Annotated in this window: 18 protein-coding genes; 9 read left to right on the plus strand and 9 right to left on the minus strand. The window is 34.6% G+C overall.

Annotated features, from left to right (window positions below):
- Nucleotides 1-2: 2 nt before the first annotated feature.
- From ACIGAM_RS03605 to ACIGAM_RS03620, 4 genes are all read right to left on the minus strand, one after another.
- On the minus strand, nucleotides 3-809 hold the full coding sequence (locus ACIGAM_RS03605) for an MbnP family protein (RefSeq protein ID WP_396510105.1): 807 nt from the start codon (nucleotides 807-809) through the stop codon (nucleotides 3-5).
- Nucleotides 810-935: 126 nt separating this feature from the next.
- Nucleotides 936-1,310: a hypothetical protein gene (locus ACIGAM_RS03610; protein WP_396510106.1), complete on the minus strand. Its 375-nt coding sequence runs from the start codon at nucleotides 1,308-1,310 to the stop codon at nucleotides 936-938.
- A gap of 6 nt (nucleotides 1,311-1,316) precedes the next feature.
- Nucleotides 1,317-1,751, minus strand: a complete 435-nt coding sequence (locus ACIGAM_RS03615) for a hypothetical protein (protein WP_396510107.1) — start codon at nucleotides 1,749-1,751, stop codon at nucleotides 1,317-1,319.
- 40 nt (nucleotides 1,752-1,791) lie between these two features.
- On the minus strand, nucleotides 1,792-2,124 hold the full coding sequence (locus ACIGAM_RS03620; protein WP_396510108.1) for a hypothetical protein: 333 nt from the start codon (nucleotides 2,122-2,124) through the stop codon (nucleotides 1,792-1,794).
- A 310-nt stretch (nucleotides 2,125-2,434) separates the two neighbouring features.
- On the opposite strand from ACIGAM_RS03620, the gene ACIGAM_RS03625 reads away from it, so the two are divergent.
- Nucleotides 2,435-3,550 (plus strand): GAF domain-containing protein, encoded by a 1,116-nt coding sequence (locus ACIGAM_RS03625; protein ID WP_396510109.1) that lies wholly within the window; start codon nucleotides 2,435-2,437, stop codon nucleotides 3,548-3,550.
- Between the two features lie 3 nt (nucleotides 3,551-3,553).
- On the opposite strand, the gene ACIGAM_RS03630 is transcribed toward ACIGAM_RS03625, so the two are convergent.
- On the minus strand, nucleotides 3,554-4,594 hold the full coding sequence (locus ACIGAM_RS03630; protein ID WP_396510110.1) for a LacI family DNA-binding transcriptional regulator: 1,041 nt from the start codon (nucleotides 4,592-4,594) through the stop codon (nucleotides 3,554-3,556).
- A 780-nt stretch (nucleotides 4,595-5,374) separates the two neighbouring features.
- On the opposite strand from ACIGAM_RS03630, the gene ACIGAM_RS03635 reads away from it, so the two are divergent.
- Nucleotides 5,375-6,415: an LLM class flavin-dependent oxidoreductase gene (locus ACIGAM_RS03635; protein WP_396510111.1), complete on the plus strand. Its 1,041-nt coding sequence runs from the start codon at nucleotides 5,375-5,377 to the stop codon at nucleotides 6,413-6,415.
- Here the strand turns inward: ACIGAM_RS03635 and ACIGAM_RS03640 are convergent.
- From ACIGAM_RS03640 to ACIGAM_RS03650, 3 genes are read right to left on the minus strand one after another with little or no spacing between them, the layout of a single operon-like run.
- The gene (locus tag ACIGAM_RS03640; protein WP_396510112.1) at nucleotides 6,403-6,786 is read right to left on the minus strand and encodes a VOC family protein; all 384 of its coding nucleotides are present in this window, start codon (nucleotides 6,784-6,786) and stop codon (nucleotides 6,403-6,405) included. The genes ACIGAM_RS03635 and ACIGAM_RS03640 overlap by 13 nt on opposite strands.
- A gap of 18 nt (nucleotides 6,787-6,804) precedes the next feature.
- Nucleotides 6,805-7,113 (minus strand): DUF6122 family protein, encoded by a 309-nt coding sequence (locus ACIGAM_RS03645; protein WP_396510113.1) that lies wholly within the window; start codon nucleotides 7,111-7,113, stop codon nucleotides 6,805-6,807.
- Nucleotides 7,114-7,116: 3 nt separating this feature from the next.
- Nucleotides 7,117-7,440 (minus strand): YbaB/EbfC family nucleoid-associated protein, encoded by a 324-nt coding sequence (locus ACIGAM_RS03650; RefSeq protein WP_396510544.1) that lies wholly within the window; start codon nucleotides 7,438-7,440, stop codon nucleotides 7,117-7,119.
- Nucleotides 7,441-7,573: 133 nt separating this feature from the next.
- Between ACIGAM_RS03650 and ACIGAM_RS03655 the strand changes: the two genes are divergently transcribed.
- From ACIGAM_RS03655 to ACIGAM_RS03685, 7 genes are all read left to right on the plus strand, one after another.
- Nucleotides 7,574-9,634 carry a S9 family peptidase gene (locus ACIGAM_RS03655; protein WP_396510114.1) on the plus strand — a complete coding sequence of 687 codons (2,061 nt, stop codon included), beginning with the start codon at nucleotides 7,574-7,576 and terminating at the stop codon, nucleotides 9,632-9,634.
- Between the two features lie 83 nt (nucleotides 9,635-9,717).
- Nucleotides 9,718-10,758, plus strand: a complete 1,041-nt coding sequence (locus ACIGAM_RS03660) for a PLP-dependent cysteine synthase family protein (protein ID WP_396510115.1) — start codon at nucleotides 9,718-9,720, stop codon at nucleotides 10,756-10,758.
- Nucleotides 10,759-10,885: 127 nt separating this feature from the next.
- Nucleotides 10,886-12,145, plus strand: a complete 1,260-nt coding sequence (locus ACIGAM_RS03665) for an aminotransferase class I/II-fold pyridoxal phosphate-dependent enzyme (protein WP_396510116.1) — start codon at nucleotides 10,886-10,888, stop codon at nucleotides 12,143-12,145.
- A 77-nt stretch (nucleotides 12,146-12,222) separates the two neighbouring features.
- Nucleotides 12,223-14,349: a thioredoxin domain-containing protein gene (locus tag ACIGAM_RS03670; RefSeq protein ID WP_396510117.1), complete on the plus strand. Its 2,127-nt coding sequence runs from the start codon at nucleotides 12,223-12,225 to the stop codon at nucleotides 14,347-14,349.
- A gap of 272 nt (nucleotides 14,350-14,621) precedes the next feature.
- The gene (locus tag ACIGAM_RS03675) at nucleotides 14,622-17,678 is read left to right on the plus strand and encodes a SusC/RagA family TonB-linked outer membrane protein (protein WP_396510118.1); all 3,057 of its coding nucleotides are present in this window, start codon (nucleotides 14,622-14,624) and stop codon (nucleotides 17,676-17,678) included.
- 1 nt (nucleotide 17,679) lies between these two features.
- The gene (locus ACIGAM_RS03680; RefSeq protein WP_396510119.1) at nucleotides 17,680-19,278 is read left to right on the plus strand and encodes a SusD/RagB family nutrient-binding outer membrane lipoprotein; all 1,599 of its coding nucleotides are present in this window, start codon (nucleotides 17,680-17,682) and stop codon (nucleotides 19,276-19,278) included.
- Between the two features lie 96 nt (nucleotides 19,279-19,374).
- On the plus strand, nucleotides 19,375-22,710 hold the full coding sequence (locus ACIGAM_RS03685; protein WP_396510120.1) for a VCBS repeat-containing protein: 3,336 nt from the start codon (nucleotides 19,375-19,377) through the stop codon (nucleotides 22,708-22,710).
- Nucleotides 22,711-22,789: 79 nt separating this feature from the next.
- Here the strand turns inward: ACIGAM_RS03685 and ACIGAM_RS03690 are convergent, their stop codons facing one another.
- Nucleotides 22,790-23,932, minus strand: coding sequence for a redoxin domain-containing protein (locus ACIGAM_RS03690; protein WP_396510121.1), 1,143 nt, complete (start codon nucleotides 23,930-23,932; stop codon nucleotides 22,790-22,792).
- Nucleotides 23,933-24,122: the final 190 nt, after the last annotated feature.

Here is a 24,122-nt window from a genome sequence, read left to right on the forward strand (position 1 = left end):
AATTAATGATCGTGATTTTCACCATTATGCACGTGATCTACGCGAAACATAGCAGCGGCATTTACTGCAATTTGTGGGCTTTTAACCTCATCAACCATAACAACAGATTTCTCTGAGAGTGAGATTTTATTTTGACCATCTAAAATTTGATTTGCATCTACCTCAAGATGTACAATAGGGCTTAAATTAGTACTAACAAGGGCTTTTGTAGGTAGGTTTACGGTAAGTTCTCTGTAATTGTCAAGACTACTACCGTGGCTTCCCATATGTATTTTAAAGTCTTTCGTTTCAGTAACAGTAGAAGATGTAAAAGTGCCTTCAAAGTTTAAAAACTTATAACCGGCTTGCCAGGACCACATCATATTTGTGGTTTCGGCTACTTGCAGAAACTCTCCTTGACCATCAGCTCCTTGAAGATATTTTTCCTGATCTACACCTACACCAAAACGTAGTGCAACATATTCACCCGCAGGTATGTTTTTCAACACTACTTCATTGAGATTAATCTCTTCGCTTACTACAAAGTAGCTCTCGTCTTTAGGGTACGTAAATTCATTACCGGCAGCATCTATAAGTACAAAGTTACTTACGATATAATTAAAACGAGTTATGCTAAGTGTCTCACTATTACCATTTGTATAGGTAGAAGAGTTAAGTAATAAATCATCTCCATTAACACTATTATCAAATTCTATAACAAGATTATTAGTGCCTGATAGATTTTCTGTCGTATCATCTTCAGATGAGCAAGAGGTTATAATAAGCCCCAGTCCTAAAACTAGATATTTAAATGTTTTAAAAGTTTTCATTCTAAAATTATATAAGTTGAATAGTATCCATAACAGGATACGTTTGATTTTAAATTCAAATTTGTGAATCACTCAATCCGCTCTTTCAAGTTGAGAAAAGCGATAGGTGATACTATTTAATATAATTTAGAATGTAATGGGCGGCTTTATGAGTTTGCCTTTAAAATTTGAAGAGTCGTAGAGAATATAGGTGTCTTTAGCTATATTCTTTGATTCAATAATTACGAAGTCAAACTCCCAATTTAAATTGTGATTGATGAAGTAAGTAATATTAAGGCTTAGATTATTTTTAGCACCTCGCTCTTCGGCATTTTTTTTCTTTGAAGCCTCGTCAGCCAGTGCTTGCATAAGATAGCACCGACCATTACAATTGAGTTCTGGTTTGTCTCTATTGACGCATAACTCATCTGCTATATAATCATAATTGAAAATATAGTCAAATACAGGTACGACAGGCCGCATAATTAATAAAGCGGCAAAAAGAGGCCAGAAAAATTTCAAGAAAGCTTATTTATTAGTTACAACTTGTTGTGCTGCTTCTAAGCTCTCATAGGTAAAATCTTTGAGATTGTTTACTTTTTCAAGTTCTGCCTCAAGCCCTTTAATACCACTTTTAAGTTCTTGAGTAGACATTTTTGCTACAGGAGTACGCTGTTTCACATATTCGTCTGTAAAACTGTGCATCCAGGACATCATGCGATCATCAGATTCTTGTAGATTTATTAAGACTTCATTTTTTAATTCAGCAGAGACAATAGTGTCAGTTTTTATTTGTTCCTGTAGCTGAGAAAGCTCATTCATCTTAGGCATGATCTCGTCATGTACAGCGATAACTTCTTTGAATAAAGAGTTGTATTCATTTTGTAGTTCTGAATTTTTATTACAGGATAATGCTGTAATTAATATATAGAGTGCTACAAGCGATTTTTTTAAAATGCTCATGGAGTATATTATTTAATTAGAAAAAAGTGTGTATTTCTAATTAAGTAATGGGAGGTCGAAAAAGGGAAGATGAGGTTTGAGATATTAAAAATCCTGAAACAATTGGAAATTGAACGGGAGTCTTTTCTGTGTATTCTGTTGAAAGATCAAAACTAGAATCTATAACGATAAATGGTAGAAGCTCTACAGAAGCAGAATTATTTTTCTTTTTTTGACTAGATTCTTTCTCTGAAGCTTCAGCGAGGGCATTCATAAGGTAACATTTACCATTACAATTCATCTCAGGAATTTCTTTGTTTTCACAAAGAACGGTACTTATATAATCATAATCAATTATATACTCCATAAATGGAAATGCAGGTCGCAATACCATTAAAAAAGCAAATAAGATAATTACATTTTTCACGCTGCAAAAATATGTCTAAAGTGGGAATTATAGATCATAAAACAGGATTTTCTATTTAGCGATCAACTTTTAGTTCTCAGGCTAAAGCTAATTGTGAATAGTGTATCTCGATTATGAGAGTCTAATATGATTTTAGACAAGAATATATGTAAAATTTTACTTGTTTAAAATCACTATTTCGAAATTTTAGTATCGACAAAATTGATTTAGTAATCGATGAAGTTATTTTAGTGCTAATTGATTAACTAAATTTAAGTAAGCCCTAAATCATAATTATATGAATGAGATCAAGAGATTGTCAGAGCTTTTTGACTACCATATTTTAGATACTCCCGAAGAAGAAGTATTTGATGACTTGGCATTTTTAGCTTCTGTAATTTGTGATAAACCTATTGCATTGATAGGTCTATTAGATAAGGATCGAAATTGGTTTAAAGCAAAGGTTGGTGTTGATATTGTAGATTCTCCACGCGACATTTCCTTTTGTAAATTTACGCTTGAAAAGCCTACTGAAGTTTTAGTGATTAACGACACATTCTTAGATTCAAGGTTTAAGGATAATCCAATGGTTGTGGACGGACCAAAAATTCGTTTTTACGCAGGCGCCCCTTTAATATCTCCTAATGGATTTGTATTAGGTACGATTTGCGTATTTGATACTAAACCTGGACATCTTACAGATGATAAGGTTAAATCACTAAGAATTCTTTCTAAGAAAGTTATGAATCATTTTAATTCTCGAAAATTACTTATTGAACAGCAGAGTAAAATAAATTATGATGCAAAATACTTAAGACAAATTACAGATTATGCTCCAGGGGTGCTATTTCAATTTGAATTAAGTAGGTCTACATTTAACTTCCAGTTTGTAAGTAAGGGAATAAAAAATCTGCATAAGGACATAGAGCCTGAACTTATAATTAATAAACCAGAAGCCTTTCTAAAATATGTATATCCAACAGATCGTATCATTTTTCAGGCAGATCTTAAAAAGGCCTGCTTAAATCAGACCTCATTTAGATTTGAGTTTAGGGTTTTAAATGATAAGGGTGAAATACAGTGGTACCTAGCTAAGGGTAATCCTTGTTATTTTAACGGCCAGAAAAATGGCTGGTTTGGTTCTTTTCAAAATATAACACAACAATTAGAATATCAACGTGCCATGGAGCAGATAAGCTTTGATATATCACATATTTTAAGAAGTCCGGTTACAAACTTGTTAGGATTATCAAATTTAATTGAAGAAGAAAAGGAACATCTTACAGACTACAAAATAAGGGAATACAGCCATTATATACAAACTGTCTCCCGTGAACTAGATACATTTACCAGAGGTCTTAATACGATTTATGAGCAAAAGAAAGCTAGCTTCTCAAAAAAAGAAATTGATTAAAATCTACGGTTTTATAGATTCTCTTCGTAAAGAAGATTCTCTTTTTATGAGTTTGCCATTTAGAATATGAGCCTTTTTAGTCTTAGTATTTTCTTTGTCACCTAAGTGACCTAACATAATTTCCATTAGTTGAGCTCCCATTTGCTCTATGGGTTGTGCAAAAGTTGTGATAGATGGCGAGTACATTTCAAAAAAGATATTGTCATCAAAACATGCAATGCCTAAAAACTTTATTAATTTGTCATTATGTCTTGAGATTGCTCTGAGGCCATTTTGAGCAAGATAGTTAGTTGCAAAAAAGATACTATCAATATGAGGATTATCAAAAAGAAACTGGGTAATAGCTGCGTTACATTTTTCTGCATTTGCAGTATTGTAGGGAATTTCTAAAATGTTTGGTTTTAGATCGTTTTCTTCCATTGCAGATAAATAACCCTTCCGTCTGTCATCCATTTGTATAAGATCAAGATCTATAGTGATAAAGGCAATTTTGCTGTAGCCTTGATCAATTAAATGTTCTGTGATTTCTGTGGCGCCTTCGTAATTATTTAAGGTTACAGAGTCAACATCTAGAGTATTAATTTTTCGGTCAAAAAGAACAACCGGAGTGTCATTCTCAATTAGATTTTGTATTTCTAATTCAATTCCTGTGGGAGGTACGATTATAAAACCGTCTACTTGACGTTCTTGAAAAAGTTGAATCAAATCCTGAGTGCGTTTTGTATTATTTTCGGTACTGCAGAAAAGAACTCTATAGTCATTATTGTAAGCGATATCCTCAATAATACGACCTATTTTAGAGAAAAAATAGTTGCTGATATCTTCTACCATAAATACAAGTACTCTAGAGCTGCCGGTGCGAAGGCTTCTTGCTACAAGATTGGGCTTGTAATTTATTTCTTTCAGATAATTTTCTACTCGGGCAATGAGTTGCTTTGAAATCTTTTTTTCTTCTCCTTTTCCATTAAGTACAAAAGAAACTGTCGTTGTTGATACTTGTAAAACTTCAGCAATATCTTTTAGAGAGGGTCTCTTTTTTTTCATTTAATATGTTTAAGAAAGTAACGGGCAACTATTAATAGTTGATTAACTCCTTGATTATTAGTTATTAATTTTTATTGTAAAAATAATCTAGATTAGTAGCTTGAACTAGTATTTTGAAGAGTAATTTATTGACTTTATCGATTATAGTTAAAATTTACAAGTTAAAATTTTAGTAAATGCATTTAGTTCTACTGTTTGTAGGCTAATTAAGAATTTTTATGTCTAATTTCAATTGAGATTTCTCTTATTTCGAGAGGGGTAGCTCACTATATTTAGATTCTGTATTGCTTTTAAAAATGGTCTTTGAACATTATTAGTAATCTCATCAAAAACTCATTAGAATTATATCATTATCAATTTTTATAAGTGACTTCGCGATATTTTTATTTCTTTAAAACTAAAGGTATAAGTTCTTAAAGTGATATCATCATCTCATCAATATCCTATTAAAACTTCCTTAGTTTCTGTCTTTTTCAGCTCTATTGTAAATTAAGATTACTTGCGCAATAGGTCTTTATAAATTATTCAAATGTTATCGTAGTTCTAAGCTATTAATTCTAGCTCATCGTTGTAATTGTGATATGACTCAGTCATTTTTGTAGTAAGCCGAAAATTTTAGATAGAAGAAAAGTATCCTGATCTTAGAAAGGCCATTTTGACAAAATCTAAGCTAGTAATACTGAACGGATATAACTAATAAACGACCACTCTAAGTGAAATTCAAAACCGAAGATATGTTTATTCTAGTAAGGTAATTTCAATTATACCGACTCATTAGCAATGAAAAATAATGCACAGAACAGATTAGAAAATACTAAATTTTCAGTTTTAGATTTAGTTCCTATAGTACTGGGTGCTTCTACTTTTGAAGCTATAAATCGTAGTGTTGATTTAGCTAAACACACCGAAAATTTAGGATATACCCGATTTTGGATTTCTGAACATCATAATATGGATAGTCTTGCAAGCTCTGCACCCACATTATTAATAGGGCATATCGCAGGAAATACAAAAACAATACGTGTAGGTTCTGGAGGCGTAATGCTTCCTAATCACGCACCCTTAGTTGTAGCTGAACAATTTGGCACTCTTGAGACTATGTATCCCGGTCGCATAGATCTGGGTTTAGGAAGAGCTCCTGGTACAGATCAACGTACGGCAATGGCTTTAAGAAGGTATAGACAAGAGACTGTGCAGGATTTTCCTGATAATATTAATGAGTTGCAGACCTATTTTTCGATAGACAATGCTACAGCCCCGGTGCGCGCTACACCTGGAGAGGGTTTAGATATACCCATTTATCTTTTAGGATCAAGCACCTTTAGTGCAGAGTTAGCAGGTAAAAAGGGTTTGCCTTATGCTTTTGCCAGTCATTTTGCGCCCACGCATCTACATGATGCACTACGTTTATATCATCAAAATTTTCAACCGTCTGCACAAATGGATAAGCCTTACACGATGGCTTGCGTTAATGTAATTGCAGCAGATACAGATGAAGAAGCAGAGCGTTTAGCGACCAGTGCAAAACGATTTATGTTGGGCGTAATTAGAAATACCAGAAAGCCATTATCTCCACCTGTAAATACTATGGAAGGAGAATGGAGTGAACTCGAAAAAATGCAAATTGAACAAATGATGCATTACAGTTTTATAGGTTCGCAAGAAAAGGTAGCTAGGGAGCTTGAGCAGTTTAAAAAAGAAACTCAAATAGATGAGCTTATGGTGATTTCTCATATTTACGATCACGCAGCACGATTGAAATCTTATAAACTGGTAGGAGAATTATTTAAAGCTCAAGAAACGGCAGTCTATAGTTCATAAAGTTCTAAAGGTAAATCATCTGGGTCTGAGAAAAAGGTAAAACGTTTCCTGGTATTAGGGTCTATGCGTATAGGCTCAGTTGATATTCCTTTAGATTGCAGTTCTTCAACTGCAGATTCAATATTTTCTACTGAAAATGCAAGGTGTCTTAGTCCGCAAGCTTCTGGTCTGGAGGTGCGTTGAGGCGAATTGGGAAATGAAAACAATTCAATAATATAGTTTCCATTTAAGGCGAGGTCTAATTTGTAAGATTTCCGTTCTGCGCGATAGGTTTCTTTGACGATTTCAAGATTTAAAACTTCAGTATAAAAATGTTTAGATTTTTTATAATCTGAACAAATTATGGCGGTGTGATGTAAGTTTTTAATCATAATTTAAAGAAGATAACGCTAATGCCACAGGCAGTCCTGATAATCTGTGACCATATGAAATAGAAGTCCTATGGCAACCACGCGGGTTTTAGGAAAAATAACAAGAACCAGATATATTGCAATGGCCCAGTAGGTGTGTAGTGGATGAAAATTTATACTACATCGATTGGGATCAAAGACTGGATTTGCCATTAGGTGGTCAAGATCTACAGCCATCGTTAGTAGCATAATCAACCAGGCTTTTTTCCAGTTTTTTCTAAAAAACACCCAGGCAATTAACCCAGGTGCTATAAAATGTAAGCTGTAATGTATTACAGTTTGCAGCATTTCTTATTTAAACATATCTAGACCGGGAATATCTGGCATTCCTTCTTTAGCAACAGCAGCTAATTCTTGATCGTAACTAGATTTCGCACGTGCTAGAGCTTTATTTAGAGTTAAAATCAGATAGTCTTCTAATTGTTCTTTATTACTTAGAAGTTCATCGTTAATCTCTATTTTTTTTACAGCTCCTGCAACGCTAACACTAACCTCGATGAGGTTATCGCTACTTTTCTCATCAATATATACCGTTTCTAAGCGTTTTTTTGTGTCTTCGGCTTTTTGCTGAGCTTCTTTGATTTTGCCCATCATGCCCATCATATCTCCAAACATAATATTCATTTAAAATTAAGTTTCAAAAGTACAAATTTAGTAGGCTAACTTTAGTGTAAGAATATTTAAAAAATGCTTAAGATATCTAGGATTACCTGTACTTTTGCAAACTCTTAATAAATTGAAGAACACATTGAAAAATCTCATTTTACCACCAGATGCTAAACAAATCCCGTACGAGTTAGAAAAACACGGTGACATACGTATAGATGAATATTACTGGATGAATGAGCGAGATGCCCCAGAAGTCATTGCCTATTTAGAAGCCGAAAATAAATATTACGAAGAGATGACGGCGCATACAAAACCGCTACAACAAAAGTTGTTTGAGGAGATGAAAGCCCGAATTAAGGAGGACGACGAGAGTGTGCCTTTCAAGTATAATGGGTATTGGTATTACACGAAATACGAAAAAGGAAAAAACTACCCACTCTATTGCCGAAGAAAAGAATTGATGCTCGCGCCAGAGGAAATAATGTTTGATAACAATGAGATGGCTCAAGGCTACTCGTATTTTAATCAAGCGGGATATTCAGTTTCAGAAAATAATGAAATTGCCGTTTTTGGTATAGACACCGTTAGTCGCAGGCAATATACACTTCAATTCAAAAATTTAAATACTAGCGAACTGTATTCTGAACGTATTGAGAATACCACAGGTAGAGCGGTGTGGGCCGGTGATAATAAAACTATTTTTTATACGCGTAAAGATCCGCAAACCTTGAGAAGTAGTCAGATATTTAAACATGTTTTAGGTACAGAAGCTATTGAAGATATTTTAGTTTTTGAAGAAAAAGATGAAACTTTTGATGTAGGTGTATTTAAATCTAAATCTAGGGAATATTTGTTTATAGGTTCTTCAAGTACGCTTACCACAGAGTATTTATATGCAGAAGCTAAAGGTCCTAATTTTGAATTTAAGATTTTACAAAAACGTACTAGAGGGTTAGAATATAGTGTCTCGCATTTTGAAGATTATTTTTATTTAGTCACTAACAAAGACAATGCGACCAATTTTAAATTAATGAAAACACCCGTTTCTCATACTTCAAAAGAGAATTGGGTTGATGTAATACCACATCGAGAAGATACTTTACTGGAAGATGTTGAGATTTTTGAAGATTTTCTGGTTGTAGAGGAGCGTAATGATGGGTTGAATAAAATAAATATAAAGCGCTGGGATGGTACAGAAGATTATTACCTGCCATTTGATAATGAGACCTATACAGCATATACGGGGATAAACCCAGATTTTGACACGCACTTTTTACGCTATTCCTTCAATTCTTTAGATACACCACCTTCTGTAATCTCTTTTAATATGGTTACAAAAGAGAAAGAAGTTTTAAAGGAAATTGAAGTGCTGGGCGGAGCATTTAACAAAGAAAACTATGAGTCTAAGCGAATATGGGCTACAGCTAAAGATGGTGTAAAAGTGCCAATATCATTAGTCTATAAAAAAGGAATTCAATTAGATGGAAAAAATCCTGTCTTACAATACGCCTACGGAAGTTATGGTATTACTACAGATCCCTCCTTTTCTACATCACGTTTAAGTTTACTTGACGCAGGTTTTATATTTGCAATCGCGCATATACGAGGCGAAGAATATATGGGACGTCATTGGTATGAAGACGGAAAACTGTTGCGCAAGATGAATACTTTTACAGATTTTATAGCGTGCTCAGAATATTTGATTGTTGAGGGGTATACGAGTAGTGACAATTTGTATGCTTATGGTGGTTCTGCCGGGGGCTTGCTTATGGGAGCTGTAATAAATATGGCACCGCACCTATATCACGGCATTATTGCAGCAGTACCTTTTGTAGATGTAGTTACTACCATGCTTGATGATAGTATACCACTTACCACATCAGAATATGATGAGTGGGGAAATCCTAATGATAAGGAGTATTATGATTATATGAAGTCTTATTCACCGTATGATCAGGTTAAAGTTCAGGAATACCCAAATATACTGGTGACGACAGGTTATCACGATAGCCAGGTACAGTATTGGGAACCGGCTAAATGGGTTGCTCGTCTACGGGATAAAAATACTGCAAATACAAAAATTTACTTCAATACAAATATGGATGCAGGACACGGCGGGGCATCAGGACGATTTGAAGCACTAAAAGAGACTGCACAGGATTATGCATTTTTAATTGATTTAGCAGGAAAAACCAAGTAATTCAAATATTTCCTGTAAATTTGCAAGGTTTAAATAACGGTTTTAGGAAATACTAAAAGAGCACTCGAAACGATTATTCTTCTATGAAAGAACACCTTAACGTTTATAATGACGTCTTGAAGTTGATAGGGAACACTCCCCTAATACGATTAAACAGAATTACAAAAGACCTTCCGGGATCTTATTTTGCTAAGGTAGAGGCTTATAATCCGGGTAATTCTTCTAAAGATCGTATAGCATTATATATTATAGAGGATGCAGAGCGCAAAGGTATTTTAAAGCCTGGCGATACAATTATTGAAACTACTTCTGGTAACACGGGGTTTAGTATAGCAATGGTGAGTATCATAAAAGGATATAAATGTATTCTTGCCGTAAGTTCAAAATCTTCAAAAGATAAAATTGATGCGTTGCGTACAATGGGAGCTAAAGTATATGTTTGTCCTGCAAATGTTGCCGCAGATGATCCCAGATCGTATTACCAGGTAGCAAAACGTATTCACAGTGAGACAGAGGGTTCTGTCTATATCAACCAATATTTTAATAAATTAAATGCTGAAGCGCATTACATGTCTTCGGGTCCCGAAATTTGGGAACAAACAGAAGGGAAAATAACACATTTAGTGGCGTGCAGTGGTACAGGTGGAACAATATCTGGTACAGCACGTTATTTAAAAGAACAAAATCCAAACATTCGCATTTTGGGTATTGACGCTTTTGGAAGTGTACTTAAAAAATATCACGAGACTAAGGAACTAGACAAAAATGAGATTTATCCATATCGTATAGAAGGATTGGGAAAAAATCTTATTCCATCTGCCACAGACTTTGATGCGATAGATTATTTTGAGAAAGTTTCTGACGAAGATAGTGCGCATACTGCACGTAGAATAGCAAGAACAGAAGGGTTGTTTGTGGGTTACACAAGTGGTGCTGCTTTACAGGGAACCTTACAAATGGCAGAGCACGGAGAATTTGACGAAAATAGTAAAGTAGTTATTATTTTTCCTGATCACGGTAGAAGTTATATGAGTAAAATTTATAGCGATGATTGGATGAATGAGCAGGGCTTCTTTGATAGTCAAAACGAAATTGCTGTTGATAAGATTGAATTTGTAAAATAGTGTATTTTCGCACATTATTTATAGGTTTATTTTAGGCGACATTGTAAATACATAATCCTTAAATTGATAAGAAATTAGAATGAATTACAAGAAGCATAGTAATGTGTTATTGTAGGAATATTGATGTATGAGAGACTTATTTGACAAAATTTATAAGGACAAAGGTCCTTTAGGTAAATGGGCAGAGCAAGCAGAGGGATATTTTGTGTTCCCAAAATTAGAAGGGCCTATTTCTAACAGAATGAAATTTAGAGGTAAAGATGTGATTACCTGGAGTATTAATGACTACTTAGGTCTTGCAAACCATCCCGAGGTACGTAAAGTAGATGCTGAGGCAGCTGCAGATTATGGTTCGGCGTATCCAATGGGAGCACGTATGATGAGCGGTCACACTACATTACACGAGCAATTGCAGACAGAACTTGCTGCATTTGTAAATAAGGAAGCGGCCTACCTTTTAAATTTTGGTTATCAGGGTATGGTTTCTACCATAGATGCTTTAGTTTCTAAGGATGATATTATCGTTTACGATGTTGATGCACACGCATGTATTATAGATGGTGTACGCCTGCATATGGGTAAACGTTTTACCTACAAGCACAACGATATTGAAAGTATCGAAAAGAATTTACAACGTGCAACCAAACTTGCAGAGCAAACTGGTGGAGGAATCCTTCTTATTTCAGAAGGTGTTTTTGGAATGCGTGGTGAGCAAGGTCGTTTAAAGGAAATTGTTGAGCTTAAAGAAAAATACAATTTTAGATTGTTTGTTGACGATGCTCACGGTTTTGGTACATTAGGAGCAACAGGTGCTGGAGCTGGAGAAGAGCAAGGGATACAGAATAAAATAGATGTCTATTTTGCAACGTTTGCTAAGTCTATGGCAAGTACTGGAGCCTTCATTGCTGCAGATAAAGAAATAATAGATTATTTAAAGTACAACTTACGTTCTCAGATGTTTGCAAAATCATTGCAGATGCAGTTAGTTGTAGGTGCGTTAAAACGTTTAGATATGTTGCGCTCTATGCCAGAACTTCGCAGTAAGTTGTGGGAGAATGTAAATGCTTTACAAAGCGGTCTTAAAAAACGAGGATTTGATATAGGTACTACACAGAGTTGTGTGACTCCCGTATACTTAAAAGGTAGTATACCTGAAGCAATGGCTTTAGTAAAAGATCTTCGTGAAAATCACGGTATTTTCTGTTCAATAGTGGTGTATCCTGTAATACCTAAAGGATTAATTTTATTGAGATTAATACCTACAGCTTCTCATACATTAGAAGATGTTGAAGAAACTTTAGTTGCGTTTGCTGCAATTAGAGAGCGTCTTGAGAATGGAACATACAAAAGGTTATCTGCAGGAGTGCAGGCTTCTATGGAAGCTTAGCAAACCTTTAAAACCAATATATAAACCCGATTCAGTAATGACTCGGGTTTTTTTAGATCAAAGAATTAATTCCCGGTATGCGTTTTAAATACTCCTGGTTGTACTATACAAATTTTAAACTACGGTTTATATATATATTAATATGCTCGTTAATAGTCTCTTTTAAAGGCATCGTTGCTCAGGATAGGATTCCAATAGCAAAGAAGTCAAACGCCTTAATAAAAGAATCTAGTGCATATCTATTACAACATGCATATAATCCTGTAAACTGGTACCCTTGGAATGTGGAGGCTTTTGATAAAGCTACATCAGAAAATAAACTTATTGTCTTGAGCATAGGTTTTTCTTCTTGTCATTGGTGTCACGTGATGAATGAAGAATCTTTTGAAAATGATGAGGTTGCTGAATTTATGAATGCCAACTTTGTTTCTATAAAAGTTGATCGGGAAGAAAAACCAGATGTTGATCAGGTTTATATGACTGCGCTTCAGCTTATAAAAGGGAGTGGCGGTTGGCCTTTAAATATGATCTTACTTCCTGATGGAAGCCCAATTTATGGAAGCACTTATTTACCTAAAGATGAATGGATAAAAACTTTAAGTCAGATCTTAAAACTTTATAAAGAAAATCCTGAAAAAGTAAAAAGTATTTCAGCGCAGATTGTTTCTGGAGTACAATCAAATTCGATAATAGCAAATACAAATTTGCCTGGTAAATCATATAAAGAATCGCTTGATTTGGCTGTTCATAAACTCAAGACAAATTGGGATTTAAAAAATGGGGGAGAGGGTTCTGAAGATAAATTCCCAAAACCGGTAAATCTTGATTTTCTACTTGATTATGTTGTGTCATACACAGATAATGAAGCTAAAGAATTTTTGAAATTAACTCTAAATCAGATAGCAAATAAGGGATTATGGGATCATGTAGGAGGAGGCTTCTTTAGATACAGTACAGACAGTAAATGGCAACTCCCACATTTTGAGAAAATGCTTTACGACAATGCACAGCTTATCAGCACCTTTTCTAAAGCCTATCGCATCTTTAAAGATTCTATCTATAAGAAAAAAGTTTACGAGACATTTTCTTTTTTAGAACAACAAATGAAGAATGAAGATGGTGGGTATGCAGCATCTCTTAATGCAGATACAAACGGCGAAGAAGGAGGAAGTTATTTATGGAGTTTTGATGAATTACGAAAAAATATTCCGGCAGATGAGTTAATTGTTTTTAGTACATACTACGCAATTGATTTTAACGATACTAAAGGTAAAACGCTACTTATTCCAGATTTAGATAGTGAAGCAATCATTTTAAAAGAATACAAATTAACAACATCTCAATTCTCAAAGCTCAAATCTAAATGGATACAGAATTTACGTGACGCATTCTATTTGAAAAAGCAACCAGATTTAGATACTAAGGTAATTACATCTTGGAATTCACTCTTAGTTACTGCATATATAGATGCTTATAAAACATTTGAAGACAATGATTTTTTAGTGAAGGCTGAAAAACTTTATGGTTATTTAATTAAAGACGTTACGGGTAAAAAAAATGTAGAGCATATTGTAAACAGCAATGGGCAGTCTGATTTATACCTTCAAGATTATGCCTATTTATTGCGAGCATCACTAAATCTATATGAAGTAACCCTTAATCAACAGTATTTAAATACTGCTTTAGAGCTTGAAAAGGAAGTACGTATTCATTTTTTAGACACATCTCATAGGTTTTATAAGTATTCAACAAACGAAGAATTACTTACTTCAATTTATAAATTAGACGATGGAGTATTGCCTTCGGGAAACGCTGTTATGGCATTTTCATTATTTAATTTAGGCACATTGCTTTCTAACGAGAAAATGCTTAATCAGTATATTTTAATGTTAGAAGGTGCACAAGAGTCATTAATTGATTACCCCGCAAATTATGGGTTGTGGAATACGCTAACACTTTTTAATTCCCGGCCTTTCTTTGAGGTTGTGGTTGTTGGGTTAGATGCGTTGCCTAAGTTACGCGAACTTTATAGTATGCCTATTACAAATGCTTTCATATATGCATCGCAACAAGAATCAGAATTAAAACTCTTTGAAAACAGGTTTGAGGAAAATGAAACCTGGATTTATGTTTGCACATCTTACGCATGTAAAATACCAGTTAATACACCTGAAGAAGCTCTAGATCTTCTTAAGAGTGACTGAAACAATTCTTTAAACGAACTGTTTTATAATTCTAGTTTGTTAAATAATGATTAATTATTTGACCAAACGTGTCTATATATAACTTCAAAAAGCTCTTTTAGCACTATATCTATTACAAACTTTTTCTACTTCAGCCCCTTTTGTTTCAATTGAAATGTCATTAGCCTATCCGCAGATGTTATATGTCGAAATTGTTTCTTTCAATATTGATTTATGAACAACTTTATTGTGAATTAAAATTTTAATAATTAATTAACTCAAACTTAAACAAGATGAATATAAAGCTAAAGTACATGCTTGGGTTTGTTTTGCTTCTCTTTATGCAAGGAGTAGTAGCGCAAACCGTTACCGGTACGGTAACAGACAATACCGGTATGCCGCTTCCGGGTGCAAATGTGATCGAGAAGGGTACAAGTAATGGTGCTTCTACAGATTTTGATGGAAACTACACTATTAACCTAACTACTGAGAACGCTGTACTTACATTTTCTTCTCTTGGTTTTCTGTCTCAAGATATTACGGTGGGCGGAAAGAATACAATTAATATGAAGATGCAGGAAGATGCACAACAACTAAGCGAAGTTGTTGTAACTGCATTAGGTATAACTAAAGATCAGCGTAAAATAGGTTACGCAGTGACCGAAGTAGGCGGAGAAGGTCTTACCCAAGCTCGTGAAACTAACGTTGCTAATGGCTTGTCTGGTAAAGTTTCTGGTCTTGTTGTAAAACAGACTAATAGTGGCCCCGGTGGTACAGCCAAGATATTACTTAGAGGTGTGGCAAGTACTGCAGGAGGTTCTACTTCACCACTATTTGTAATTGATGGTGTACCTATGGATAATACTCAACGTGGTTCTGCGGGTGAGTGGGGTGGTTCTGATGCTGGTGATGGTATAGGAAACATTAACCCTGATGATATTGAAAAGATGACTGTACTTAAAGGACAGTCTGCATCTGCATTATATGGGGCAAGAGCTTCTAACGGTGTTATAATGATCACAACTAAAAAAGCTAAAAAGGGAGATTATAACATTACGTTTAATACCAATTTTACAGTTGAAGAAGCAATTGATAATACAAATTTTCAGTCTGTTTACGGTCAAGGTATTCAAGGTACAAAACCTAATAACGCATCTAGTTCTTTAGCAACCAACGATAGATCCTGGGGTGCTCGTTTAGATGGTTCAGATATTATAGGTTATGATGGAAATACGTACTCCTATAGTAAAACTAATGATAGTTATATAGACTTCTATCAAACAGGAAATACATTTACAAATACATTATCTGTGTCTAAAGGCATTGGTGATGGGGCTTTCAGACTTTCGTTATCAAATTTAAGTTCAGAATCTATAGTTCCTAACAGTGGTTTAGACCGTATTACGGTTAATCTTACAGCAGATCAAAATATCACAGATAAATTAAATGTTTCTGCTACTGTAAATTATACAGATGAGCGCTATGATAATCAATCGTTTTTGAGTGATGGACCTAAGAATCCAAATAACTTCTTGTTTTTAGCACCTAACGTGAGTCAAAGTATTTTTGCTCCGGGATTTGATGAGAATGGTAGTGAAATTGTATTTGCTAGCAATGCATTTGCCACAAACCCATATTTTATAACAAATCAAGGTGTAAATGATCCTTCAAGAAGACGTTTAATTTCCATTTTATCAACTAAATATAGTTTTACAGATAATACATATGCATTACTTCGTTTAGGTAATGATACATCTAATGATAAGTTTTTTAGCGTAAATCCTTTTGGACTAGGTTATTTATCTGGTGCAAATGCGTTTGGAAGTCTTGATGGTAAAGGCCAGTCAACCCGTTCTGAACTTAACTTTGATGGGATTTTTGGTTCTACTTTTAGTTTGACTGAAGACTTTGAAGTAGATGCACTTGTAGGGGGTACTCTAAGAAAAAATAAATTTGAAACAGTAGGAGTAAGTGGAGGACCTTTTATTTTTCCATACTTATATTCTCCTTTAAATGTTGTGAATATAGGAAGGTCATATGATTATGAAGAGAAAGAAGTTCATTCTGGTTTTTATTCATTTGATTTTAGCTATAAAAAATACTTAACGATTACAACCACTGGTAGATACGATGTATACACTACATTACCTGAAGATAATAATAGCATCTTTACACCATCGGTGACCGCTGCATTTATATTTGACGATTTCTTAAATATAGACGCCCTTAATTTTGCGAAGTTTAGAGCATCATATGCCGTTACTAGCGGTGAACCCGGTTCTCCTTACCAAACAAGTTTTTATTATTCGGGAGGAAACTCTATAAATGGTGTTCCTACAGGATCAACTCCTAATTCTTTACCTAACCTATTACTAAAACCTTTTACTACAGATGAGGTTGAGGCAGGATTAAATTTACAGTTTTTCAACAATCGTCTGGGATTAGATTTAGCATATTTTACTAAAACGTCTCACGATGAAATTCAGAGAGCAAATTATAGTTCAGCTTCTGGTTTTGACTCTGGTGTAGTAGCAACAGGATCTATTAGAAACCAGGGACTAGAGGTGTTACTTACCGGTACACCTATTAGAAATGAAAATTTTAGATGGAATACATCTGTGAATTTAACATCTATTAAAAATGAAGTTTTAAAAACAGATGCTAATAATAATCCTATTAATCTAGGAACAAACCGAGCCGTGACCGGCCAGGCAGTGACAGCATTTGTAGTAGGTGAGGCGGGTCCTCAAATACGTGCTTACGACTATGCTTATAATGCAGATGGCAGTATTATGTATGACTCTGAAGGTCTACCTGTAAGAGGCGAGCTAAAATCATATGGTCAAGTATTGCCTAAATTTTATGGTGGTTTCAATAACGACTTTAGTTATAAAAACTTCAATTTATCTTTCTTAGTTGACTTCAATTATGGTAATAAGGTGCTTTCTGCTACAGAATATTACGCACGTTTTAATGGTTTAAGTAAGGCTACTTTACCGGGTCGTGAAACCGGCTTCACAAATAATGGGGTAACTGTAGATGCACAGACATTTTATCAAACCGAGATACAACGTATAAATAGCAAAAGTGTAGTAGATGGAGATTTTATAAAACTGCGCCAACTAACATTTGGTTATTCATTACCAGAAAGTTTATTTGAAAATATGAACTTCTTTCAAGGTGTAGATATATCATTAGTTGCACGAAACCTAGCTATTCTATGGCGTAAATCAGATAATATTGATCCCGAAAGTAGTTTTGGATCAACTATAAACTTCATTGGTATTGAAGGAGGTAGTTTACCTTCCTCACGTTCTATAGGTCTGAATGTTAATTTCAAAATTAAATAAAATGAAAAAATATATAAAAATAGCAGCAGCTGCACTAGTTCTGGGCTTGGGCTCTTGTGATAGTGATTTTACAGATGTAAATACAGATCCTGATAAGGCATCAGAAGAAATTTTTGATCCTAATCTTATTTTACCAGACGCAATTTATAAGTATGCTAATAGTACTGTAGGATACCGTGGCCCTGTATTATTTCAATCTATGTGGGTACAATTAATGGCTTCTACATCTACGGTTGCTAATTATTACAGCAATGCAGACAAATATGTGCCTACAGGTAGTACAAATGATTATGCAGGTCGTATCTGGGAAGATAATTATAGAGTGGCATCTGAAGTAGCAGAAATGTCGCGCCTTTCAGACTTAAAAGGATTTGAAAATCTTTCTAAAATAGGAGTTATTGTTAAAGTGATGTCTTTTGCATATATGTCTGATATTTATGGAGACATACCTTTTTCTGAAGCATTACAACTTCAATCAGGCATTTCAAGACCTATTTATGACAAGCAGGAAGATGTTTATCCTCAATTATTAATAGACTTAGATACTGCCATAAGCGGTTTAGATGATTCTGGAGATAAGCCTACTAGCGATATAATTTATGAAGGAGATATTGCTAAATGGAAAAAATTTGGTTATTCTTTAATGCTAAAAATGGCTATGCGTTTAGTTGAGGTTGATGAGACCTTAGCTCAGACTTATATTGAGAAAGCAGCAGCAGGTGGTGTATTTGCATCAGCAGATGATGAGGCTGTTATAGCTACAGATAATTCTACAGGTTTTAATAATGGTAATGCCGCTGCTTTAGGTACAGCAGCAGACCTTTATGAGGTTAGATGGTCTGATGTAATGATAGACTTTTTAAAATCTACAGATGACCCTAGATTATCTATTATAGCAGAAGTTCCTCAAGCAGGCTTAGCTGCAAATCAAACCTTTGGTCTTGCAGGTAACTCTGCACCGGCAAATCAATTAGGTTTACCAAATGGTTTTGATATTAACGGTGGAGCAACAGATATTTCTACTACAACAAACTACCCGGGCCCTACAGGAACAGGAGATGATACAGCGGTTATAGGAGCTTATTCTAGACCCACAGGAATGTATAGAAACCTTAATGCGCCTATTTTTATTCTTACCTATGCAGAAACACAACTTCTGTTAGCTGAGGCAGCAGTGAGAGGGTACAATGTATCAGGCACAGCTTCTAGTTATTATGCTAATGCCCTTACGGGCGCACTTACTACTATAGGTAAATTTGGAGGAGGTACTATTGCACCGGGAGTTATAACAACTTACGCTACAGATAATCCGTTAGATCTTTCTTCTGAAGAAGCATCATTAGAAATGATAAATACGCAGTACTGGGCAACAACCGGTCTATTAGGTAATTTTGTAGAATCCTGGTCTAACTGGAGAAGATCTAACTATCCAGTTTTACAACCTGTTAATTATGTAGGTAATTTTTCTCAGGGAATGATTCCTGTGAGACAGATATATCCTTCTTCAGAATCAACTAATAATCCTGAAAACTATAATACAGCTGCATCAGGTATGGGTGGAGACACCTGGACTGTAAAAGTATGGTGGGATGTTAATTAATAAACGTCTTCTTGCGATTACTTTATAATTAAGATTTCAAAGGAGGGCGGCAGCCCTCCTTTTTTTATAAATTAGACTTTAAATAATTGTTTTGATATGAAATGTAGAGTACTATTATTTGGGATGTTGACTGCCACTTTTCTTTTTTCAGTTAAAAACTTAAATGCACAATCGTCTGCACTTTTTGATCTTTTACCCCCAGCAAAGACAGGAGTGAATTTTATAAATAATGTAAACGACTCACAGACTAAAAATATATTGATCTATGCAAATTTTTATGGTGGAGCAGGAGTGGGTGTCATTGATATCAATAATGATGGTCTGCAGGATCTCTTTTTTGCAGGTAATCTGGTATCAAATGTGCTTTATCTAAATGAAGGAAATTTTAAATTTCAGGATATCACTAATGAGGCAGGAATTATATTTGATGGAGGCTGGTCAACCGGTGTAACTGTTGCAGATGTCAATAATGATGGCTATGATGATATTTACGTAAGTAGAGAATTGTATGATAATGAGCCAGATTTAAGAGCTAACTTACTTTACATAAATAACCAGGATAACACCTTTACTGAAAAAGCAGAATTATATGGTGTTGCAGACAAACAGCGTACACGACACGCTACTTTTTTAGATTATAATAAGGATGGGTTTCTTGATCTTTTCTTGTTAACACAGCCTCCTAATCCCGGCAGTTATTCCCCATATTCTGGTGCAGATTTAAAGAAGCAGGAGTATCATATAAAACTTTATAAAAATATAAACGGACAATTTTTTGAAGAGGTTTCTGAACAAGCAGGAGTTGCAATTTCAGGATTTCCTAACGGTGTTTCTGCAAGCGATTTAAATAATGATGGTTGGACAGATCTGTACGTTTCTAACGACTTTGCTGCACCAGATTTTCTATTTATTAATAATAAAGATGGCAGCTTTACAAATAAAATGGAAGATGCATTTATGCATATTCCCTATTACAGTATGGGCGTTGATGTAGCTGATTTAAATAATGATAACTTACTAGATGTCTTTGTAGTAGATATGGTAGCTAAAGACAATTTTAGACTTAAATCAAACATGAGCGGGATGAACCCCAAGTCGTTTTGGAAAGTTGTTGACAATGGTGGTTATTATCAATATATGTATAATACAGTACAACTCTCTAATGGTAACGGAAGTTTTAGTGATATTGGTCAATATACCGGTATGGCAGCGACAGATTGGAGTTGGGCAAATTTAATTGCAGATTTTGATAATGATGGCTTAAAAGATGCCTATGTCACAAACGGATTATTAAGAGATATTCGTAATACAGATGCAGATAAAGCAGTTGCAGCTCATGTAAATAAAGTGAGTTACGATTGGGTTCAAAAACATCCAGATGGGGGTGGTATAACCTCTATTTGGGATATTCTAAAAATTGAAGATGTTTTGAAGCTTATTCCATCTAAGCCTCTAGAAAATTTCGCATTTAAAAATAAAGGTAATCTCAACTTTGAAGAATCTCAAAAGAATTGGGGTCTCGATCAAGTTTCATTTTCTAATGGTGCTGCATATGTTGACTTAGACAATGATGGTGACCTTGATCTTGTTGTAAATAACATTAATACAGAGGCTTTTATCTACAGAAATAATTCAGATAAAAAAGAGGCTTCTAATTACATACGAATTAAACCTGTGGATTCTCTGAATACAACGATTCTTGGCACTCGGGTAACGTTGTATAATGGTGAACACTCACAACTACAAGAAATGACTAATGTACGTGGTATCTATTCTACTAGTGAGCAGGTAGCACATTTTGGGCTGGGTTCAATAACTGTAGTAGATAGCGTTATAGTCAATTGGCCTAGCGGAAAAGAATCTCGTCTGTATAATTTACAAGCAAATCAACAAATTACTGTTGATATGCAATATGCCAAAAATATTTTACCTAGAGCGGAAACTTTCAAAGCTTCAAAAACATATTTTCAAGATGTAACATCAACTTTTCCTTTGCAAATTAAAACACCTGAAAATAGTTATGATGATTTTGAAGAACAAGTTTTACTCCCTCATAAATTATCGCAATTTGGTCCGGCCTTAGCAAAGGGAGATTTTAATAATGATGGTCTTGAAGATATTTTTGTAGGTGGAGCTTCCGGTATTTCTGCTTCTTTATTTAAACAAACTAAAGAAGGTAGCTTTATTAAGGTAATAGCTAAAGATTTAGAGGCAGATCTAGCACATGAAGATCTAGATGCCTTATTTGTAGATATCAACGGCGATGGCTTTTTAGATCTTTATGTAGTGAGTGGCGGTAATGAAAAAGATGCTGGAGATTCTTTTTATGAAGATCGTTTTTATTTAAACGACACTCGAGGAAATTTTTTGAAAAGTAGTGTGGCAAATTCAGGTTTAGAAAGTGGGTCTAAGGTTATTTCGGGAGATTATGATGGGGATGGAGATTTAGATTTATTTGTAGGAGGGAGGTTAAAGCCACACCAATACCCGCTTCCCGCAACCAGTGCACTTTTAATTAATGAAAATGGAGTATTACGTAATGGAACTTCAGAATTTGCTCCGCAGTTAAAAGATTTGGGTATGGTTACAGATGCCGTATTTACAGATTTTGATAAAGATGGAGATTTAGATTTACTTGTCGTAGGCGAGTGGATGCCAATAACTTTATTTGAAAATATAAATAATAGACTAATAAAAAAGGTGGATGAAACCTTAGCGGCTACATCAGGGTGGTGGTTTAGTATTGAAAAAGCAGACTTTGATAATGATGGAGATGATGATTATATATTAGGTAATTTGGGTAAAAATTATAAGTATCAGACCGTAGCCTCAAAACCCTTTGATATCTATTACAACGATTTTGACGACAATGGAAAAGGCGATATAGTGTTGGGTTACTATGACGGTGACAAGCATTATCCTCTACGCGGTTTTTCCTGTTCTTCAGAACAAATCCCCAGCCTTAAAACCGAAATAAAAAAGTATGATATATTTGCTTCTTTAGAGATTGACGAGGTTTATGGAAAGGGGGAGTTGGAGAACTCTCTACATTATATATCAAATACGTTTGCTTCTGTGTATTTAGAAAATAAGAATAACTCGTTTGTAATTCACGAATTACCAGTTGCCGCACAACTCGCTCCTATAACTGATATTGTGATATCAGATTTTAATGTAGATGGAAAATTAGATGCAGTTGTAGCCGGAAATATGTTTGGTTCAGAAATAGAGACACCCCGCGCAGACAGTGGTACCGGTGTTTTACTTTTAGGCGATGGCCTCGGTAATTTTAAATCAGAAAGTATTCAAACATCAGGGTTCTTTGCAAGGGGAGACGTGAAAAAACTACTGCCTATACGAATTAAAGAGAGCGATTATATTCTTGTAGGTAATAATAATGATAAACTTCAGGTGTTTAAAACTTCAGACTAATATTAAGCGTCTTTGTAAAGCAAAAAAATCCCCTTATTCACGAGACTAAGGGGATTATTAATTTTGAGTAGATGGGTATTTAACTTTCGCCCAAAAGCTCCTGCATTTTTGTTTGAAGAGCTTCTCCTCTGAGATTTTTTTCGATGATAATACCATTCTCGTCAATTAAATAAGTCGCCGGTATAGCACTTACTCCATATTTACGAGCTACAGGATCCTGCCATTCCATTAAATTAGAAACGTGAAACCAGTTCATCTGATCATTCTCAATAGCGGTCAACCATTTTTCTTTAGCTTCTGCGCGGTCAAGTGAAACGCTAATAATATTTAGTCCTTTCTCGTGGTATTTATTATATACTGCAACTACATTGGGGTTTTCTTCACGACACGGCTTACACCAGCTTGCCCAGAAATCTATAATTGTATATTTTTTACCCATAGCTTCAATTAAAGACAATTGAGAACCTTCTGGGGTGGGAGCAGTAAAATCTGGCGCTTTGTTACCCACTTCCGCCTGAGCTGCAGCTGTTTCTGCAGCCTTAAGCTGAGCAATCATTTCGTTTAATTTTACACCTTTGTCTGCTTCTTGAAGACTCTTATCAAGACTATTAAATAGGCGTTCAGCTTCGGTTGCCTCTATAATACGTGTACCTACCAGGTCAGATAAAATAATGACACTTACAAATTCACTAGGGTGCTCTTCAACTAATTTTATACGTCTGCGTTTATCTGCGTTGTTAATGGCTTCAAACTCATTACGAATAACAGCAACTTTAGTGGTGTCCCCACTTTGCATAGCCATAGATCCTTCTTGTTGTAGTTTTTGTTTCTCTTTATTAGAGCTTACTACATCATCATAGTAAACTTTAAAAAAGTCATTCTCTGCGCCACCTTTAATTTTAGAAGTATAAAGACTGTCTTTATACGCATCTACGGTAATCTCTAGATTTTCAGCAATAAGAATAATATTGCCTTGTAAATTTTCAAAACTTAGAATTAGCATTTCTGGACTACTTACCTGTTCTGGGTCAAAACTAAATTTACCCTCTTTGACTACGGTAGTATCTACATTCGCAAGTCTATTGTTTTCATCTATTTTTTGAAGAAATACGTTAGTACCATTTTCAATATCTGGAGTAGTACCAATGATCTTAAAATCAGCCTCTTTAGTACAAGATATAAGTAATAGCGCAGCCGCTAATACTAAACAAAATTTGTTCATTTGTTAATTTTTAAATTAAGGCTGCAATATACGGGATTTTGTAATTTTTTAAGGGTGATAGCTAGTGTTTTAGTTTAGGCTCGATTTTTGAAAAGAATACAACTACTATTTGTAAGTTTAATTGTTTGTTAAAGACTAACTTCAGAAGTATTTTCATTAAAATTTTGATTACTTTATATATATAATTGTG

The organism is Leeuwenhoekiella sp. NPDC079379, assembly GCF_044542075.1.
GTDB lineage: Bacteria > Bacteroidota > Bacteroidia > Flavobacteriales > Flavobacteriaceae > Leeuwenhoekiella.

Bases quoted from the DNA above. Each gene is read 5' to 3' on its own strand.
- ACIGAM_RS03665 (WP_396510116.1), top strand. From the start codon at position 10,886: ATGAGAGACTTATTTGACAAAATTTATAAGGACAAAGGTCCTTTAGGT.
- ACIGAM_RS03685 (WP_396510120.1), top strand. From the start codon at position 19,375: ATGAAATGTAGAGTACTATTATTTGGGATGTTGACTGCCACTTTTCTT.
- ACIGAM_RS03645 (WP_396510113.1), bottom strand. From the start codon at position 7,113: ATGCTGCAAACTGTAATACATTACAGCTTACATTTTATAGCACCTGGG.
- ACIGAM_RS03615 (WP_396510107.1), bottom strand. From the start codon at position 1,751: ATGAGCATTTTAAAAAAATCGCTTGTAGCACTCTATATATTAATTACA.
- ACIGAM_RS03635 (WP_396510111.1), top strand. From the start codon at position 5,375: ATGAAAAATAATGCACAGAACAGATTAGAAAATACTAAATTTTCAGTT.
- ACIGAM_RS03650 (WP_396510544.1), bottom strand. From the start codon at position 7,440: ATGTTTGGAGATATGATGGGCATGATGGGCAAAATCAAAGAAGCTCAG.
- ACIGAM_RS03625 (WP_396510109.1), top strand. From the start codon at position 2,435: ATGAATGAGATCAAGAGATTGTCAGAGCTTTTTGACTACCATATTTTA.
- ACIGAM_RS03690 (WP_396510121.1), bottom strand. From the start codon at position 23,932: ATGAACAAATTTTGTTTAGTATTAGCGGCTGCGCTATTACTTATATCT.
- ACIGAM_RS03620 (WP_396510108.1), bottom strand. From the start codon at position 2,124: ATGGTATTGCGACCTGCATTTCCATTTATGGAGTATATAATTGATTAT.
- ACIGAM_RS03605 (WP_396510105.1), bottom strand. From the start codon at position 809: ATGAAAACTTTTAAAACATTTAAATATCTAGTTTTAGGACTGGGGCTT.
- ACIGAM_RS03660 (WP_396510115.1), top strand. From the start codon at position 9,718: ATGAAAGAACACCTTAACGTTTATAATGACGTCTTGAAGTTGATAGGG.
- ACIGAM_RS03675 (WP_396510118.1), top strand. From the start codon at position 14,622: ATGAATATAAAGCTAAAGTACATGCTTGGGTTTGTTTTGCTTCTCTTT.
- ACIGAM_RS03630 (WP_396510110.1), bottom strand. From the start codon at position 4,594: ATGAAAAAAAAGAGACCCTCTCTAAAAGATATTGCTGAAGTTTTACAA.
- ACIGAM_RS03670 (WP_396510117.1), top strand. From the start codon at position 12,223: ATGCGTTTTAAATACTCCTGGTTGTACTATACAAATTTTAAACTACGG.
- ACIGAM_RS03680 (WP_396510119.1), top strand. From the start codon at position 17,680: ATGAAAAAATATATAAAAATAGCAGCAGCTGCACTAGTTCTGGGCTTG.
- ACIGAM_RS03640 (WP_396510112.1), bottom strand. From the start codon at position 6,786: ATGATTAAAAACTTACATCACACCGCCATAATTTGTTCAGATTATAAA.